Here is a 19029-nt window from a genome sequence, read left to right as displayed (position 1 = left end):
AGCTAAATACAATCAAATGCAACAAACAGTTGGCGGCAAATACTCAAAACAGGTTCATGGCTATCAATGAAAATACCCAAGATTTTTATAGACAGGCAAAAATTTTGCTGATTGACGATCGGGTCGAAAATCTGAAACCGATTTCAGACTGTTTACGAAATACTGGCTATGAAGTGCGAATTGCCAAGAGTGGTATCAAAGGCTTGAAACTTTTAGAACAGCTAACTCCAGATCTGATAATACTGGATGTCATAATGCCAGAAATGGATGGATTTGAAACTTGCCGTCATCTCAAAACCTGGGAGAAAACCAAAGATATCCCGGTCATTTTTATGACCGCAGCAATGGATACATCGAATTCTGAGGCGAAAGTCAAAGGCTTATCGTTAGGGGCGGTTGATTACATCACTAAACCGATTCAAGTCGATGAGGTATTAGCCCGGATTAAGACTCACCTGCATCTCCGTTTCTTAACCCTGCAACTGCAACAACAGAATATCCGACTGCAACAAGAAATTCGCGATCGCCAACAAGCAGAAGCCGCGTTAGCCGCACAAACGCGACGGTTAGCCTTGCGTTCCGATATCGGATTAGCCTTAAGTCAGGAAACTGAGTTATCGGCGATGCTGTTTCGCTGTACTCAAGCATTAGTGGAACATTTAGATATCAAATTTGCCCAAATTTGGACGCTAAACTCACAGGACAATATCCTGGAGTTGCAAGCTTCAGCAGGATTATACACCCATACTGACGGGACTCACGCTCAAGTCTCAGTGGGTGATTCAATCATTGGTTACATTGCCAGTCAACGCCAACCTTACGTGAGTAATGATATCGCTAATGATCCCAACATCAGTGATCCCGAATGGGCAAGACGGGAAGGAATCCTATCTTTTGCAGGTTATCCCCTGATTGTGGAAGCGGAACTTGTGGGCGTGATGGTACTGTTTTCCCGTCATCCTTTCAGTCAAACCACCCTGGATACCTTAGCCTCTATTACCAATGAAATCGCGGTGGGAATTGAACGCCAACAACTTGAACAAGCCTTGCAAGAGTCCCAGCGCTGGTTAAAGGCAATTAATGAGGCGAATCCGAATATTATCTATGTTCATGATTGGGTAGAAAGACGCAATGTCTATACCAATCGAGAAATCTATGAAATTTTAGGCTATACCCCCGCAGAAATTCAAGACATGGGGAACCAAGTTCTCTCGATGCTGATGCACCCGGATGATTTGGACATCATTTGGGATCATCAACGCCGGATTAAATATGCCCAGATCGGTGATGTGTTTGAGTTAGAGTATCGGATGCGCCACAAAAATGGGGAATGGCGTTGGTTATTTTCCCAAGAAACGGTGTTTAAAAAGAATACAGACGGGACAACTCGACAAACCCTAGGTGCAGCGATTGATATTAGCGATCGCAAACAAATCGAACTTGCATTACGACAATCAGAAACCCGAGAACGACAAAAAGCCCAGGCGCTACAAGCAACCCTAAAACAATTAAAACGCACCCAAGCCCAGCTAATCCAAACCGAGAAAATGTCTAGTTTAGGACGAATCGTTGGAGGGATCGCCCATGAAATTAACAACCCCGCTAATTTTATCTACGGCAATATTACCTATGCCCGCGCCTATTTCCAAGATCTATTAAAACTTGTACAACTGTACCAAAAAACCTATCCCGAACCCACGGCGGAGATTCATCAACTGAGTAAGGAAATTGATTTAGAGTTTCTGGTTGAAGATTGGCATAAGCTGATCCAATCTATGGAAATTGGCATTGTACGCATCGAGAAAATTGTGCGATCGCTTAAAAGCTTTTCCAAATTGGATGAAGCCCATTTAAAACCCGTTGATATTCATGAATGTATTGACAATACCCTATTTATCTTACAGTCTAGACTTAGATCTGAAGGCAATCGCCCAGAAATTAAAGTGATTAAGCATTATGGTCAACTTCCGCCAGTTACTTGTTATGCCAGTCTGCTAAACCAGGTCTTTTTCAATATCTTTGATAATGCAATTGAAGCTTTAGACTATCAACCAAAAACTCGGTCAATTACCATCCAAACTGAACTCTCTAATCCTCACTCTACACTGCCTTCATCTATCATAATTCGGATTAAAGATAACGGAATTGGTATGAGTGACAAGGTAAGTCAGCATATCTTTGAGCCGTTTTTCACCACAAAACCTGTAGGAAAAGGCACGGGGTTAGGATTAGCTGTAAGTCATCAGATTGTAGTTGAAAAACACAAGGGCGAAATTAGCTGTAGTTCGGCTTTAGGTCAAGGCAGTGAATTTATTATTAAAATCCCTAGAATACTAACAACAAAAAAAGACACGTTAGTGCAAAGCGTTAATCGGCATTTAATAAACACTTTTTAAACGGAAGTTTAATAATCATCTCAGTTCCGACATTCAGTTGAGACATACACTCCAACTCACCGCCATGTTGCTTCACCACGATTTGATGGGTAATGGATAGCCCTAATCCTCTGCCTTGACCGACAGGTTTTGTCGTAAAAAATGGATCAAATATTCGAGGTTTTACACTGTCGGCTATGCCAATTCCATTATCGATAATGCAAATAATTACTTGATAGTTGTTTTGCAAAGTTGTTTTAATTTTAATAGTTGGAATAGTTTGAGGTGAATAATTTTTTTCTATCTCTTTCTCTTTCTTTATTTCTAAAGCATCAATAGCATTATTAAGAATGTGGAGAAAAACCTGATTTAGTTGTCCTGGATGGCATTCAAATGGAGGAAGTTCGCCGTATTCTTTGATGATTTGAATTCCGGGCTGTCTGGCGGAAGTGGTTAAGCGATGTTGGACTAGAAAAAGAGCGCTTTCTATTCCTTCATGAAGATCTACGGGTTTCCGTTCAGCTTCATCGAGCCGGGAAAATTTCCGCAAGGATAACACCAGTTCTCGCAAGCGTTCAGTACCCACTTTCATCGAAACCAATACTTTGGGAAAATCTTGACTCAAAAAGTCAAGATTTACATGGGTTATTTTGTTTTGTAGATGAGGGCTAGGATTGGGATACTCCTGTTGATAGCATTCAACTAGATCTAACAAGTCTTGGGTATAATCCTCAATGTGGGATAAGTTGCCATGAATGAAGGTAACGGGGTTATTAATTTCATGGGCAATTCCAGCGATCATCTGACCCAAGCTGGACATTTTTTCACTCTGAATTAATTGAGATTGAGTTTGCTTGAGATGGTGGAGGGCTTGTGAGAGTTGTTGGTTTAATTGACGCAGCCGCAATCCCGAACGAACCCTGGCTTGCAATTCACTGGGTTCAATGGGTTTTGAGAGAAAATCATCCGCCCCCGAATCTAACCCTTGGACGCGATCGGCAACTTGTTCACGGATCGTGATTAGAATTAAAAAAATGGTGGCTAATTGTGGATCTGCCTTGATCCGACGGCACAGTTCTAAGCCATCGAGTTTTGGCATCATCCAATCGCAGATGATTAAATCAGGTTGAAATTCTTGGGTTTTTTGGAGTGCCGCTTCTCCATCATCCGCTAGCAGAACGTCATGACCTTCACTCTCTAACAACTCTTGGAGAATAATTTGTACGGTTATATCATCATCAACAGCGAGGATTTTTGCCATGGTTATTTGTTAGGAAATGGGCAATGGGCAATGGGCAATAGGGAATAGGGAATAAGGAACAGGGAATTCATGATTGACCATTCATGTTACGGATGTATTCGCAAACTGTAGTCAGGTGTTGTTCTAACTCGCCAACGTTTTCCTGGATAGCGGCTAGAGAACCGGAACGTCCATGGTTTTCGACTTGGGCGGCTAACTCTGCGATCGCCTCCATGCCTAAATTTGCACTTGATCCTCTCAACCGATGGGCTTTGGCATAGATTTGTTCATAATCTTCAGCCGCAATTCCGGTTTGGATATCTTTTAAATCGGCTTCCGCATGTTCGATAAAAGCGTGCAAGAGTCGTTCTTGAGCCGATTTTTTACCGAGGGTGACACGCTGGAGGTGTTCCCAGTTAATTGGGGAAGCGTTGAGGGTTGAGTTAATGTCTTCCTTACCCTCTGCCATCTGCCCTTTGTCCTCTGCCTTCTCGTTTTCTTCTACCATTTGCCCCTTGTCCTCTGCCTTCTCGTTTCCTTCTACTATTTGCCCTTTGTCTTCATCATGTCTAATCTGGGTTGCCCAATACTCTAACCGTTCGCTCAACATTTCCTCATCAACAGGTTTGCTGATATAGTCATCCATACCAACTGCCGAACATCGTTCTCGGTCTTCGGGAAACGCATGAGCGGTTAGAGCAATAATAACCGGATGAGTGCTACCGTAACGCTCAATCAATTTAGTGGTAGTCGCATAGCCATCCAGAACAGGCATCTGACAGTCCATGAGAATGATATCGTAGGATTTTTCCTCGACTAATTCCAGGACAACTTGACCATTGGGAGCGCAGTCGGCGTCATAACCCAACATCTGTAACTGATTAAGAATAACTTGTTGATTGATGGGATGATCTTCAGCTAAGAGGATATTCAGAGGAGTCGCAGGTTGTTTATGAGGAAAATCTCCAGTCGTTGTATGTTGTGCTAGTTCTTCCTCCTGCTGTTCTTTAATCATTTCGGGTGCTACAGCCGCCATTAAACTATCAAATAGCCGTGAGGCTCTCACTGGCTTGAGCAAATAACTCGCCGCTCCCACAGATAGTAATTGTTCGACTTGATCTCGTTGATTCATCGGCGTCATCACCACAGCTTTGGTGTGGCTCAACGCTGAATCAGAGCGAATGGTTTGAATCAGGGACCCATCCTCAATTTGGGGCAGTTGCCAATCACAGATCACCACATCATAAGGCTGGTCAAGTCTAGCGGCTTGCCGCAGGGCATCTAGGGACAGTTCTGCGGAGTTGGCTTCATCAATCCCAATTCCCCAGGCATTGACTAAGTAACGCACCGATTGGCGGGTGGTGCGACTTTCGGAAACAATCAACAATTTAAGATGGGTGAGGGCAAAGGGAGTGGTGGGGGATTCAGCGTTGGTTTGGGTGTCAAATTTTGCCGTAAACCAGAACGTGGAACCTTGACCCACCTGACTTTCCACGCCGATTTCGCCGCCCATCAAATCGACCAACTGTTTGCAGATAGCTAGCCCTAAGCCTGTGCCACCATATTGACGAGTGGTGGAGTTATCAACTTGGGAAAAGGATTGGAAGAGTTTTTCTTGCCCTTCCGGGGAAATGCCCACTCCTGTATCGGACACGGCAAAGTGGAGCGTGGCATTTTTGGAGGTAGCGGTTTCTAAGGTGACATGGATAACCACTTCCCCTTGGGGTGTAAATTTGATTGCATTGTTCGCCAGATTTAACAGAACCTGTCGCAGTCTAGCCGGATCACCTTTGAGTTGTCGGGGGACTTGGCGGTCAACTAAGGTGGCTAATTCTAGGTTCTTCGCTTCGGCTTGAGTCGCTAGCACATCAAGAACCGATTCGATGCAGCCATCCAGGTCAAACTCAATGGTTTCCAGTTCCATTTCTCCAGCTTCTAGTTTGGAGAAATCCAGGATATCGTTGATGATGGTCAGTAAATGGTCAGCACTACGGCGAATTGTTTGGGCATAGTCTCGTTGTCGAGACGTGAGTTGAGTCTGTAATAGGAGTCCCACCATGCCCAAGACGCCATTCATCGGTGTGCGAATTTCATGACTCATGTTTGCCAGAAACTTGGACTTAAACCGTACCGCTTCCAATGCCGCTTCTCTAGCTTCGACTAATTCGTTAATCTGGTCGGTGGCAATGACAATCCCACCCACTTGACCATCAGAAGTGTACCAGGGGTTAATTGCCCAGCGCATGTAAACGATAGAACCATCGCTACGTTCCCAGACATCTTCTGGGTTGGTGATCACTTGCCCGGTGAGTGCCCGTTGATGAATCTGTTTCCAGTGTTCCGGTACATCTGGGATGACGTCGTAATGGCAGCGACCAATGATGGATTCTCCCTCAAGCCCTTGCACCGTGAGCCACTTTTGGGAATGAGCCATATAGCGCATTTCGTTATCAAACATTGCCATTGCCATCGGCGCACTGGTAATGACTTGTTGCAGTTGTCGGCGTTCTCGCTCTAATGAGTCTAAGGTATTGTCAAGGAGTTGAATTTGATCTTGGGTTTTAGTGTAGAGATGGGATTGGGTGCAAGCACTGCCAATTTGTTTAGAAATTGCTTCTAAGAGTTCGATGTCGCTGGGACTCCACGACCAACTGGTGGTGTGGATACAGATTAAATAGCCCAAGGGTCCGGTTTGAGGACGGATGGGAATTGCTGAATAGTGACCATTTTCTAGGATATAGGTTTCCTCTGAAGAGGTAGCAGGATGAGACGAGAAAGGGTTATCTGGGGTGTTTTCTAACCCTGCATTACCTGCATTATCAGATTGACCATTGATCGTGGATACTTTGAAATTAACGGTCTCACCCTTGCGTAACTGAGTTTCTAAGTTACCGGACGTCGCTATCTTTAACTGTCTACATTCGCTCGATAAACCCTCCTCCGTGTACATATATGCAATTCTTAACGTCTGATTGTCGAGCAACCACCCGAAAATGACTCGTTCTAACCCCAGCAGCGATGTCAATTCTTCTAAGGTAGCGGGTAAGGTGCGATCCAGGTCGAGTGAGGAATGAATGCGATTGGTCAAACGGTTGAGCAATGCTTCTTTGGCGGCTTTAGCCCGTGTCATCTCAAAGAGTTTCACCTGTCGCCTAATGAAAAATATGGCAACGAACAAGAGGGCAACCAGAACGATAGCCAGCAAGTTGAGTGACCAGATCGGACTTTCTATTTTCTCATCGTTCATGACTAAGGCAATCGACCAGTTTGCCTCTTCTAGGTGGACATACGCCACGTAAACGGATGCCCCGAAGAGGTTTGCCTGTTGGATTCCCTGTTCTTTGTTCACCATCTGGCTAGCGATCGCGGCTAGATCCGGTTCGGTTGACTCCAGTAAACTGGAATCAGGTTTTCTTTCAGTTCCTAAGGGTTTTTCCTCTGGATAAACAATCGGCACGCCTCTAGAGTTGAGGGCAAAGGCATAGCTACCCTTGCCATGGGATATGTTTTCGACAACTTCTTTCACGCGCTCCATCTCGATCGCACCAACCGTTGTACCGATGGGTCGAGGCGGTTGGGGGGGAAGTGCTAGAATCGGCGCGGCAATGGCAATAATCGGTAATTCGGTCGCCCGACTGATTAGGGGATCAGAGACATAGACTTTTCCCGCCATCGCCTGTTGGAAATGTTGGCGATCTTGAACATTTCCCTGTCCTTCATTGCTGCTTTGAAATGTCCCATCCGCCCTGATCAGGGCAAAGGAGGTAAAATTCCGGCTGCGTTGGACTTCTCGTTGCAAGTACGGTTTAATTTGCGACCAATCCATTGATCGCAGAATTGGGGTACTGGCGATGGTTTCGACTTCAGCCTTGCGCGTGGCTAGCCAGCGATCGATTTCACTGGCTTCGGCTTGCACTGAATTGAGCGCGTTTTGCTTGATGTTTTCTAGGATTAGCTGGCGCACTCCAAAATAGCTGACTGTGGCGACAGCGCCAATCGCCACCGTGGTTAGACCCACTACCACCCAAACTAGAAAATGACGGGGACGCCAAGACTTATGAGGCTGTGCCAACGGTTGCTGGTCATTATCTTGGGAGGTCGTTTCTAGAAAGGGTGATTTGTTCATCATTGGTCAAACGTCAAAACTATTGACTGGGTTTAGCTTGGGGGAAGGGTTGGTCAAGTTACACCCTGCTGAAGGAGGTGTTTTCATCGTCAGCAATTGACTAGAGTTCTCAGCAAGTTGAGGATAGTCTAGGCAAAGGTGTGTTAGCCTCGGTTCGGTTGTTCTCGATGATCCTTTAGTTCTAGTTTTCTTGTATCACATCCGTGTTAGACCTTGAGCGCTAGACATTGAGCTAGGTGCTGTTCGTCGTCGGCGTTTGATTTGCCACGATAAGCTTTGATGCTAATTGTCGGTTATAGGTGCAGTCCTTGCCCTTGGGCTACTAGTTTGATAGTCAGACTCGTTCGGAAATTTATCCGGGCTAACGCAAAAACGACAGGAGTGCAGGCTTTATGTCAGGATCTTAGCGTTGTAAAAGTTCTCGCTAGATAGATAGTAGAGTTAAACCAAACATCTAAAGGAACTCGATCACTTCTCTCATTGTACCTAGTTTTTTATCCTTATCAGCAACTGATTTAAGCATCCCTTTATCTGGATTATTTAGCTCATTTTTAATTGTATAAGGTATAATATTAGCTTGGTGCTGAGTATTTATACTCTTTAGCACTTAAAAGCCGGAATAGGCAACAGCTTAAGACAGGTTTAAGAGTTGAGATTCTAGAGCGTATAATCCTTTCTGAAGGCTGATTTTCATTCTTTCCTTGTCCAATCAATCAAGCCAAATGTCATAAGATAAACTTAAGTTATTGGTAACAAAACCTTTGATGTCAAGTTTCCACCACAATTCACCGTAAGTGTAATGATTTGAGCCTCCATCAAGGACATTGCAGCAGACGATACGCCTGTTCCCGGATTCACGGGATACGCAGGAAAACAAGCAGCGCTTAGACTCAGACGTAATGCGTTTCCTTTGGCAATTTTTATACAAGTTGGCTGGAGTTCAATCCTAACGGGTGTTGTTTCTTGACCCAGACTTACAGTCGCATACCCCTGAGTGAAATTATAAACGATCTCATTCGGAAAGACTTCCGATAACACGGCACAGAGATCAAAACTTGATTGATCAGCATGGCAAAAAACCTCTACCGCGACATCCCCCATTAGATAGAAATCGTCAGTAAACGGGGCTGAAGTATAGGTTAAAACATCAGTGCGGCTATCAAGAGTAGAACGATCAAAGGAACCCGCAGGTATTGCTGCATGACCCCCTAAGGCAGGAACCGGACGCCAGGTATCATGAACAAAAACATCAGTTGCAGCCGATAAGACAGACAATGGATCAGATGATTCCGATTGGGGAATAAGAGTCCCAGAATCGTTTCGCACACTAGCTAAACCCGTGCTGGAAAGACAATAGGATTGCTGATTATCTGACAACCACGTATCAAAATAACGCCATTGATTACTGCCCATTTCAAATAAATAGACAGGCGATTGATGCAACAATCCGCTATCAATTCCCTTAAGAAACTGATCAAACCAACGCACTTGTAACCTATCCACAGGACTTACCGCCTCTATGCCATAATCTCTTGCGCCGACTTTCCGTCCCCAAGGCAGATGCGCCCAAGGTCCCACAATCAAATGTTGGGGAAAGTTACTCCGATTTGCTATTTCTTTATAGAGGCGCAGATTACCCCGGAGATACGGATCAAACCAGCCACCAATATGCAGCATCGGCAAATCTACACCGTCAAGGTTAGGTGAGAGTTTTTGCCAATAGTCTCCAGGTTGAGGATGATTTAGCCATTCATAGTAAAACGAATTCGGCGCGTATTTGCTTAAACTCTCAATAAATTTGGAGGATGGATTATAAAATGGCAAATCGCGAGAGGCAGTATAGAGGATTTGATAGGCAATAGCATCACCCTTTAATCGGGCAGTTTCGGCAGCTAATTGCACCGCCCAGGCTAAATTGGCTTGTAAACAAAATGCCCCATTTTCATACGCCCAATCTGCATATAAATCATACGCCATCATTGCCGGACAAATAGTTTTCAAAGCGGGCAGATGTGCCGATGCTGCATACAGTTGAGTCATCCCCTGATAGGAAAAGCCATACATGCCCACCTGTCCATTGCTACTGGGTAACTGTGACACCCAGTTAACGGTATCAATGCCATCAGCAACTTCGTGGACAAATAGCTGAAACTCTCCCCCAGAGGTTCCCCGTCCCCGTACATCCTGAATCACAACGATATACCCCTGGGCGGCATACCAAGTGGGATGGGCATAGACTACCGTAGACGCGATCGCCCTTCCGTAAGGTTGTCGCATCAGGAGTACAGGTAAGTCTGTATCAGTATCGGGATAGTAAATATCAGCATCTAGACGAATTCCATCGCGGGTTAACATGGATGCTGTTTGTTTATTAATGTTTGTCATTTGTCATTTGTTATTTGTCATTTGTCATTTGTTGTCGGCATAATTAAAACAAAGAATGGTTTATTTATAATATGACAGCCAATCCTCGCGTTACCGTCTGGAATGAGTATCAAGTGGAAAAACAAAAACCTGAGGTTGCCAAGATTTATCCTGATGGAATTCATCACGCGATCGCGCAACATTTGCAATCCTCTGGATTAACGGTTAAAACTGCCACATTAGACCAACCTGATCATGGATTAACTGATGCTATCCTCAACCAAACCGATGTTTTAATCTGGTGGGGACACATTGCCCATGACCAAGTACAAGACGCTATTGTGAATAAAGTCCATCAGCGCGTTTTGTCTGGCATGGGTCTAATTGTATTGCATTCGGGTCACTTTTCCAAAATTTTTAAACGGCTGATGGGTACGTCATGTAGTCTCAAATGGCGTAATGATGGCGAAAAAGAACGACTTTGGCTTGTTGATCCATCCCATCCGATTGCCGCAGGTTTAGACGAGTCCTTTGAACTGGTGGCTGAGGAAATGTACGGCGAGTTTTTTGATATTCCTAATCCCGATAGTTTAGTGTTTATCAGTTGGTTTGAGGGGGGTGAAGTCTTTCGCAGTGGCTGTTGTTTTCACCGAGGCAAAGGTAAAATTTTTTACTTTCGTCCTGGCGACGAACTTTATCCTACTTATTATCAGCCTAATGTATTGCGCGTTATTACCAATTCCATTTACTGGGCAAGTCTTTAATTGTTCATTGGTAATCATCTCCCCCATCTCCCCCATCTCCCCCATTTTCCCCCTTGCTTTTCACGGAATTTGGAAAACCTCTCTCCAAACCTCTCTCCTGCAAGGAGAGAGGCTTTGAATTCTCCCCCATCTTCCCCATCTCCCTCATCTCCCCCATCTTCCCTATTTCCTTGTTTCCTAACACGGAACCACCGCATCAGTGCGTCCCAAGACACGAAAATCTTCCTCATCCAAATTGACAGGTGTACCGCTGCGAATCAGTTCAACAAAATCCTCATTAGGAACCATGAAACATAACGCATATAAACGACCTTGACCTGTATTTATAATTTCATGAATACCCGTTGGTGGCACTAACAAACTATCTCCTGCCCGAAATGGCACATTTTTGCCATCACACCGGGCAATTCCTTCCCCTTTAAGGATAAAAAACATTTCTACAGCAATTTGATGACGATTCGGGGGAGTTTTGCCGCCTTGATCAAAAATCTCCACACAAACAGTTAATGATGAATCCGCGATCGCCGGATCGAAGATAATAGCTAAACGGTTGCTATCCTGGGGACTAATGCGATAGGCTTGGTAGTCCTTGGGGGATTTAATCACGGGAATCATACACCGGGATTCCATAGGTAGTTTCTCCTGTAATTTGTCATTTGTCATTGGTCATTGGTCATTCGTTTTTGATGCAAATCGTTAGTAGCTGCTAACTTTTCCCATTTTCCCTGCCTCTCTGCCCTCTGCATTTTGAATTGTTTACGCTTTTAAAGCTTTAAGAAGTAATTGAGAATCGCTAGTAAACCCAAAACACTGATTAACATTATAAATCGTGGCTTTAAAACAATAATCAGGAGACGTTGTTGCCGCACAATCCTTGAGTAGCACGCAATCATATCCCAGAAAATTAGCATCCTGTAATGTTGCCATGACACATTGGTCAATGTTGACACCTGCAAAGAAAAGAGTGGTTTTGCCCATATTGCGTAAAATACTGTCTAAGGGAGTATCCCAGAAGCCACTCATGCGATATTTGTCAATATAAATATCTTCGGGTTCGTGGTTTAATCCATCCACAATTGCCGCTGCCCAACTATCTTTGGTTAGCACTTTTGCCCCATTTTTGGGCAAGGGATCACCGAGTCCAATTCCTGCACCTGTAGGATTATAAACATGACGCAATCCAGCACTAATATTAAGTAAGTCGGGACGATTTCCCCAGTTCACCCAAATCACAGGAACATTAACCTCTCGTAACTGAGGAAGCAAGGCTGTCAGAGGTTCGATTGGGTTGCGGGCTGGGGTTACATCTACGCCAATATGGGCTAACCAGCCATCAGGATGACAGAAATCATTTTGCATGTCGATGATGAGGATGGCAGATTTGACTAAATCCAGGCGCAGGCTTTTGGTTTCGGTGGTAAGGGTAATCGGGTGAGGGGTTAGGGAGGGGCGAGTCAAATCCGCGATCGCATCATTCACTCCCCAAGCATTGGGGGCTACACCTAATGTACGTAACGGTTGATTCATGGCAGTAATGAATGATAGATATCCCAATAATTGTACTCAGTTTCGATCCACTCACAAGGGGTAATGGATAAGTCATCGCCCTAATGGTCTGATAAATTAGGGCGTTGAGGTGAATTTGATTTTACAAAAATTGATGAAAGCCGCTAGAGATGTTTAACACCCTGTTGTTTAATCATCATCGTCATTGTCGTCATCAGACTCGACTCCATAACCAGGGCTTAAGAATTGACTAATAGTAATGCTTTGTTCCCAAAATTCACTGTTGTCTTGTCCAACTCGTTGAATGTCGATTTCTAATTCCTCTTCTTCCCGTTCACACTCAAAGACATAGCCATTATAAACAATGTGGCTGCTGGCAACTTGATCATTGAGATTAAAGGTCTGTTCATATTCTTGACCATCCGGCATTTCGACTTCACATTCGACGTTGCCATTTGCATCAATTTCTACCTCGATCTTTGTGCCATTGATCGCCACATGTTCTCCTAAGGGCGTATTAATCATAAACTCTTGTTCAATTGGCTGGGTAGTTGTCGTGCAACTGCTGATTGCTAGGCTACTGGAAATGAGCAAACTGGAATAAAATGCTGTTGGCTTCATGGACGTTCTCAGCTTAGGTGTGTTACGGATCACTCAGGCTTTAGATTGATCCGTTACGATACGTTGAAGTATTGGTAATAAAACTTAATAAGCTTTGCCAAAAGACTGACTGTTTGCCCCACTTGCCGGAAAAGTATGATAAAATAAACCTATTTAGCCTACGAGTTTGTCGTCAGTGCTTTAGCGCTTCTGGCACTAAAGTGCCTACTACGAACAAAGTACTGATTTATCACGTTTTATCTGTGAATTGTACAATTAAACAGGTTTTAATCCCGATTGAACCGGACTATACAACTGTCGATGTGCAAATTGAGGCAGATCGGATTGCCACGATTGTTCCTCATTCTGCTGTTAATTCTGGGGAAAGGAATACTACAGTCGATGGCAAAAATAAACTGCTTTTCCCCGGTTTCATTAATGCCCACACTCACTCCTCAGAGATGTGGCAACGGGGTCTGATTCCGCCCTTACCTTTAGAACTGTGGATTGCCCAACTTTATGAGTTTACACCTTTAGAACCGGAACAGGTTTATTTGAGTGCGTTAGGGACAGCCGTAGAAACATTACTGTCGGGTGGGACAACAGTTGTCGATCATTTGGTCTTAATTCCAGGGAAAGAAATGGAAACCGTTGCGGCGGCGGTTCGGGCTTATCAAGATATTGGAATTCGGGCATTTATTGGTCCCTTGATTCAAGATGAATCTCTGTCGCAGGGGATTCCCGATGGGGATGTGAAGCGGGAACATGATGATTATCATAAATCAACCGAGGAAATCCTGGCATTTATGCAGGAGGTGGTGCAGCGATTTCATCATCCTGAATCAGGAATCAACATTCTTGTTGCGCCAACGGGGATACAACTCTGTTCCGATGAACTGTTTGAGGGTTGCATTGAATTAAGCGATCGCGAGAATTTATGTCGTCACGCCCATCTATTGGAAACAAAAGCACAGCAGCAACTAGCGCAAGAAAAATACGGCTGTAGTGCGGTAAGACATTTACAACAACTTGGCTACTTGAGTCGGCGCACCTCTTTGGCGCACTGTGTCTGGTTAGATGATGCCGATATTGGGATTTTAGCCCAAACGCGATCAACTGTGGTTCACAATCCCTTGAGTAATTTGCGCTTAGGAAGTGGGATTGCACCCATTTTGAACTACCGGAAAGCAGAAATTAATGTTACCTTTGGCTGTGATGGTGCAGCGAGTAATGATGCCCAAGATGTCTTAGAAGCGATTAAAATTGGCACACTTTTGCACAATACCACTGATTTAGACTATCGCCACTGGATTACGCCGCGTCAGGCGATTAAGATGGCATCTTTAGGCGGCGCAAAGGGGTTAAATATAGCGGATGAGCTAGGTTCATTGACAATCGGCAAAAAAGCTGATTTAGTCTTATATGATTTGACCAATTTATCTGTATTACCCCGTACTGATCCGATCGCTTCACTGGTGTTAGGGCGTCCGACGAATGTAGTGGATACGGTTTGGGTAAATGGGGAACGAGTCGTTGCAAATGGAAAAATCACCCGCATTGATATCGATGAATTAAGGAAGGAATTATTTGAGCAAAGTGAATGGATGAGTAGTCGTCCGTCTAAAAGCATCCAGCCGTTTGAAGCCCACTATCGTCAAGTAATGGGTTTAAGTAGGTGGACACAATAAAAGCTAACGGTGGAGAACTCGCTTTCGCGAGAAGCAAGCTACGTCCTTCGTAAGGGTTTGAGGCTTGTTTACAAAACTTAGTACAGTGCCGTTTTCTTTTGTCCGACTACTTAGACGGTTCCGAAGACGTGCATCCGATTTGAAACCCAGTAAAGTTAGGATGGGAAGCATTAGTCAAGATTGAGCATGATCACACTTCGGCTAAGAAAATCTTAGAGGTAGAGGAATAGCGGGTATCTTTTATGCAATTACAGACACAAAAACGCTACTACACCCCAGAGGAATATTTAGCACTAGAAGAGAAAGCGGAGTATAAGCATGAATATCGCGATGGGGAAATTGTACCGATTACGGGGGGGACGACGAATCACAATAAGATTGCGTTGAATTTTGCCGCAAACTTGAAGTTTGGGTTAAGAGGGCAAAATTACGATATCTATATCGGGGATGTACGGTTATGGATACCTCGTTATCGTCAGTATACCTATCCTGATGTGATGGTTATTGAAGGAGAACCGATTTACACAGGAACAGGGACAACAACGGTGATGAATCCCTCATTGATTGTTGAGGTATTATCCAAATCGACGAAGAATTATGATTTAGGCGATAAGTTTATTTACTATCGGTCGATTCCGGAGTTTAAGGAATATATTTTGATTGACCAAAGCAAACATCATCTGATGCAGTATGCCAAAAATCATGAGGGTCAATGGTTACTAAGTGATCAGGAATCAGCCGAGGCGGTTCTCGAATTACGTTCAATCGGGTTTCAGATCAATTTGAGCGATATTTATGAAAACGTCAATTTTGCCGATAGTGAGGAATAGAAGTATCGGGGCGAAATGTCGAAAGGGGGTAATTTCGCTCTTCCTAGACATGATAGAACGCAACTCAGTCGGAAAGGGTTGTACCTTATGTCCTTGAAGATGAGCCAATACCCCTGGAACATAACATTTGGCACTTATTCTACCGTGACTGATTTTGCCAAATTCCTAGGCTGATCCACATCTAAACCCCGCCGCGCCGCAATGTGATATGCCAAAAGTTGTAAAGGCATTACTGCCAAAATTGGAGACAGTAATTCTTCAACAACGGGTACTGATAATAAAATATCAAAGGTTTGAGCCGCTTCTGGATCATGCATGGGTGTCACGCCAATTAATCGCGCATCCCGCGCCTTGGCTTCTTGGGCATTAGATAGCACCTTTTCATACACAGTACCTGGCATTGCGATCGCAACCACGGGTACCTTAGCATCTAAGAGGGCAATAGGTCCGTGTTTCATCTCCCCGGCTGGATACCCTTCAGCGTGAATATAGCTGACTTCCTTAAGCTTCAACGCCCCCTCTAAAGCGATGGGAAAATTAATCCCGCGCCCTAAAAAGATGAAATCTTGGGTTTCGGCAAACTCATGGGCTAATTCTTCCAGATAATGTTCCTGACGCGATAACACTAACTCAATCTGGGAGGGAAGTTGACGCAACCCAGCAATAATTTCGGCAATCCGTGACGGGGATAGGGTTTGGCGTTGATAGGCTAAATCCAGAGCTAAACAGTAAAATACCACTAATTGAGTAACAAAGGTTTTCGTTGCCGCAACACCAATTTCCATTCCCGCAAACGTCTCAATAATATGCGGGACTAAATGTGCCAGAGAACTCTCGGAACGATTGGTAATCCCCACCAGTCGCGGCTGATACTCTTGTCCTAAACCAGTGCGCCGTCGTTTTTCCATCTCCAACGCCGCTAAAGTATCAGCCGTTTCTCCTGATTGAGTAACGCCAATGGTGAGGGTATTGCGTGTTAGAGGTGAGGGGGCATAGCGGAATTCTGAGGCATATTGTACCATCGTGGGAATTCCGGCGAGTTGTTCGATCAGGTATTTTCCGACAAGACTGGCGTGCCAACTGGTACCACATGCTAATATCTGGACGTGTTCTAAGTTTTCATACAACGATTCAGGAAGTCCCAATTGTATCGGCGTGGTTGTGGATGCGGTGTCTCCGGCGACTGGGTTTTGATCAGGTATTGGACTACTGCTATCATTTTCTCCCGCAGACCAATCACTGCTAACATAAGCTTCTAAACAGGTTCGCACTACACCCGGTTGCTCAAAAATTTCTTTGAGCATGAAATGACGGAATCCCTGTTTCTCGACTTGTACGGGATTCCAGTTGAGGGTACGGGGGAATTTGCGAAGACGTTCCCCGTTAAAGTTATAGACTTCTGCCCCTAGGGGGGTTAACCGTGCCAGTTCCCCATTCTCTAGGTTCAATACCGCATGGGTGTGGGGGACAAGGGCGGGAGTATCGGAGGCACAGAAGAATTCCCCTTGACCAAATCCCAGGATCAAAGGAGCCTGTTGTCGTGCAACAATAAGTTCATCGGGATAGTCAGCACAAATCACCGCGATCGCAAACGCACCATGGAGTTGATTCACCGCTTGGCGCACGGCGTCTAAAAAGGCATTCGGGTGTTGAAAATCCGGGGTTGAGGGTTCGGGGAGAAACTCGGCAATCAGGTGGGGAATCACTTCAGTATCGGTATCAGAACGGAATTCATGTCCCCCTTTTTTCAAGTCTTCCCGTAATTCCCGATAGTTTTCCACGATGCCATTTTGCACCACGGCTACGCGCTGATGGGTGTCGGTATGAGGATGGGCATTATATTCTTCAGGTTTCCCGTGAGTTGCCCAACGGGTATGTCCAATACCGAGTCGGGCTTGGTTGTCGGTACGTTCCAGTTTTTCTCGTAAATTGTAGAGTTTGCCTTTAGCGCGAACGCACTGAATCTCCCCTTCCCAAACGGTGGCAACTCCGGCAGAATCATAACCTCGATATTCGAGTCGTTCTAACCCTGCCATTAAAATATCTGTTGCTGGTTGCGTGCCGATATAACCAACGATTCCACACATTGAACCGCTCCCTCCTCAAACATGATGCCTTCAACATCTTATGCGATATAGGCTAGAGGGCAACCCATGGGAACGTCAAGAATCATTACCATGGCTTAAGCCAGGTTTAGCCGTGATCAGCTTTTCTTCATAAAACCTTATTCATTCATTTTTCAGAGGGACACAACATGTCGTGTCCCTACTAAATTTGCCTTTTTGTATTCAAATTTACTGAAAAATTGGCAATTTTTAGTAGAGATACAGAAGCATTACCATGCAAGCGACAGCTCGAATACCAATGCCCCTGTATCCCTACAATGATATAGATTGGTTTCAAAACACCGTTAGTAGGCAAGACCCATACTGCGGGTGGTTTCAGCGCCAAGATAAACCCGAACGCTCAAGAAATCGGTCGGACAAGCGGTTTCGCAGCGCTTGCAACCGATACAATCTTCAGTACGTGGAGACGAGGCAATCTGACTAGCTTTACAGCCATCCCAGGGTACCATCTCCAACACATCGAGGGGACAAGCCCGTACACATTGGGTGCAACCGATGCAAGTGTCGTAAATTTTGACGCTATGAGACATAGAATAACGACTCCAAACGAGAATTATCGGTGATTGATTTAGATATCCTCCCCACGCTAACCCTAATTAGGGATAGTCAGGGATTCTAAATGGCATACTGTTTACCTGATGACTCAGGTAAGGTGGTCACAGTCCCAACTTTTGACAAGCCCCCGTTATCCCTTATTCAAGTTAACGGTAGGTTCTGTGACAGTACGCAATCTATTATTGCAGATGGATCTGCTCACACACGGGCGATCGCTCTCGCCGTCTAATCAACGATTATGACAGGAGTATTCTCGCCGATCGCGGTAAAACAGACAATGGATTAAGGCTTAGTTTACCGCAGCACTCTCATCTGTTTGAGCATTAAGTTACAGAACTTCAAACTCTGTAACATTTGCGGGTAATTTAAACCGGACATATAAAGAATAACGGCAAAAAAGTCAAGTACAACTATGTCATCAATCTTAGAAAACAAAGACCAACAACATCCCCAAGAAAAGAGCGATCGCGCTCTAGTGGATCGTCTCTTGGAAATCACAGCAGATCCGACGGATTACCAGTTGACAGAATTGGCGCGATTACGGATTCGTTATTCTCGGTTTCCTGGCGCTAGAGAGATTCAACAGGGGCTTGAACGGATTCTCCAGCAGTGGAATTTGACAGAAGAACAGTTATTTGAGTTAACCCGTCATATCCACAGCCAGGGTCATGTTTACAAGCAACCCAAGTCTGTCGAGAGCCAAGATGACTGGACGTGAAGTACCCCAACTTGCTTTGCTGAAGTTGGAGCTTCCAACTCCTTAAAAACAAGGACGGTCTTATTCGTCTTTGGGATTTCCCGCTTCATTCGCCGATGCCTCCAGAGGTTGCCCTCTATTGGTCTTACTCCGCGTCC

The 19029-nt window shown here is 44.8% G+C and carries 13 protein-coding genes; 5 read left to right on the top strand and 8 right to left on the bottom strand.

Annotation, left to right across the window (positions count from 1 at the left end; genetic code table 11):
• Positions 1 to 56: 56 nt before the first annotated feature.
• A complete protein-coding gene (locus RID53_RS14650) occupies positions 57 to 2396 on the top strand; it encodes a response regulator (protein ID WP_446388801.1) in 2340 nt (779 codons plus the stop codon).
• Here the strand turns inward: RID53_RS14650 and RID53_RS14645 are convergent.
• The 3 genes from RID53_RS14645 to RID53_RS14635 all read right to left on the bottom strand — a co-directional run bounded on the left by RID53_RS14645 (position 2368) and on the right by RID53_RS14635 (position 10126).
• Positions 2368 to 3636, bottom strand: a complete 1269-nt coding sequence (locus RID53_RS14645) for a sensor histidine kinase (RefSeq protein WP_446388800.1) — start codon at positions 3634 to 3636, stop codon at positions 2368 to 2370. The genes RID53_RS14650 and RID53_RS14645 overlap by 29 nt on opposite strands.
• Before the next feature lie 67 nt (positions 3637 to 3703).
• A complete protein-coding gene (locus RID53_RS14640; RefSeq protein WP_446388799.1) occupies positions 3704 to 7744 on the bottom strand; it encodes a response regulator in 4041 nt (1346 codons plus the stop codon).
• A 735-nt stretch (positions 7745 to 8479) separates the two neighbouring features.
• Positions 8480 to 10126, bottom strand: coding sequence for a CocE/NonD family hydrolase (locus RID53_RS14635; protein WP_446388798.1), 1647 nt, complete (start codon positions 10124 to 10126; stop codon positions 8480 to 8482).
• A 71-nt stretch (positions 10127 to 10197) separates the two neighbouring features.
• On the opposite strand from RID53_RS14635, the gene RID53_RS14630 reads away from it, so the two are divergent.
• On the top strand, positions 10198 to 10869 hold the full coding sequence (locus RID53_RS14630; RefSeq protein WP_446388797.1) for a ThuA domain-containing protein: 672 nt from the start codon (positions 10198 to 10200) through the stop codon (positions 10867 to 10869).
• A 177-nt stretch (positions 10870 to 11046) separates the two neighbouring features.
• On the opposite strand, the gene RID53_RS14625 is transcribed toward RID53_RS14630, so the two are convergent.
• The 3 genes from RID53_RS14625 to RID53_RS14615 form a co-directional block, all read right to left on the bottom strand.
• Positions 11047 to 11499, bottom strand: coding sequence for a cupin domain-containing protein (locus RID53_RS14625; protein WP_446375711.1), 453 nt, complete (start codon positions 11497 to 11499; stop codon positions 11047 to 11049).
• A 126-nt stretch (positions 11500 to 11625) separates the two neighbouring features.
• Positions 11626 to 12396, bottom strand: a complete 771-nt coding sequence (locus tag RID53_RS14620; protein WP_446388796.1) for a cysteine hydrolase family protein — start codon at positions 12394 to 12396, stop codon at positions 11626 to 11628.
• A 168-nt stretch (positions 12397 to 12564) separates the two neighbouring features.
• Positions 12565 to 12996 (bottom strand): hypothetical protein, encoded by a 432-nt coding sequence (locus RID53_RS14615; protein WP_446388795.1) that lies wholly within the window; start codon positions 12994 to 12996, stop codon positions 12565 to 12567.
• A 242-nt stretch (positions 12997 to 13238) separates the two neighbouring features.
• On the opposite strand from RID53_RS14615, the gene RID53_RS14610 reads away from it, so the two are divergent.
• A complete protein-coding gene (locus RID53_RS14610) occupies positions 13239 to 14663 on the top strand; it encodes an amidohydrolase (protein ID WP_446388794.1) in 1425 nt (474 codons plus the stop codon).
• A gap of 242 nt (positions 14664 to 14905) precedes the next feature.
• Positions 14906 to 15493 (top strand): Uma2 family endonuclease, encoded by a 588-nt coding sequence (locus RID53_RS14605; RefSeq protein ID WP_446388793.1) that lies wholly within the window; start codon positions 14906 to 14908, stop codon positions 15491 to 15493.
• Positions 15494 to 15627: 134 nt separating this feature from the next.
• Here the strand turns inward: RID53_RS14605 and glmS are convergent, their stop codons facing one another.
• Together glmS and psaC are read right to left on the bottom strand one after the other, a co-directional pair.
• Entirely contained in the window at positions 15628 to 17580 is a 1953-nt protein-coding gene (gene glmS, locus RID53_RS14600) for a glutamine--fructose-6-phosphate transaminase (isomerizing) (RefSeq protein ID WP_446388792.1), read from the bottom strand.
• A gap of 323 nt (positions 17581 to 17903) precedes the next feature.
• Entirely contained in the window at positions 17904 to 18149 is a 246-nt protein-coding gene (gene psaC, locus RID53_RS14595; RefSeq protein ID WP_071777200.1) for a photosystem I iron-sulfur center protein PsaC, read from the bottom strand.
• Between the two features lie 437 nt (positions 18150 to 18586).
• On the opposite strand from psaC, the gene RID53_RS14590 reads away from it, so the two are divergent.
• Complete coding sequence (locus tag RID53_RS14590) at positions 18587 to 18892, top strand: DUF3288 family protein (protein WP_446388791.1); 306 nt, start codon at positions 18587 to 18589, stop codon at positions 18890 to 18892.
• Positions 18893 to 19029: the final 137 nt, after the last annotated feature.

It is taken from the genome of Coleofasciculus sp. B1-GNL1-01 (assembly GCF_040220235.1).
Classification (GTDB): Bacteria; Cyanobacteriota; Cyanobacteriia; order Cyanobacteriales; family Coleofasciculaceae; genus Coleofasciculus.
The sequence above is the reverse complement of the archived record's forward strand: the minus strand, read 5'-3'. Positions and strand labels throughout refer to the sequence as shown.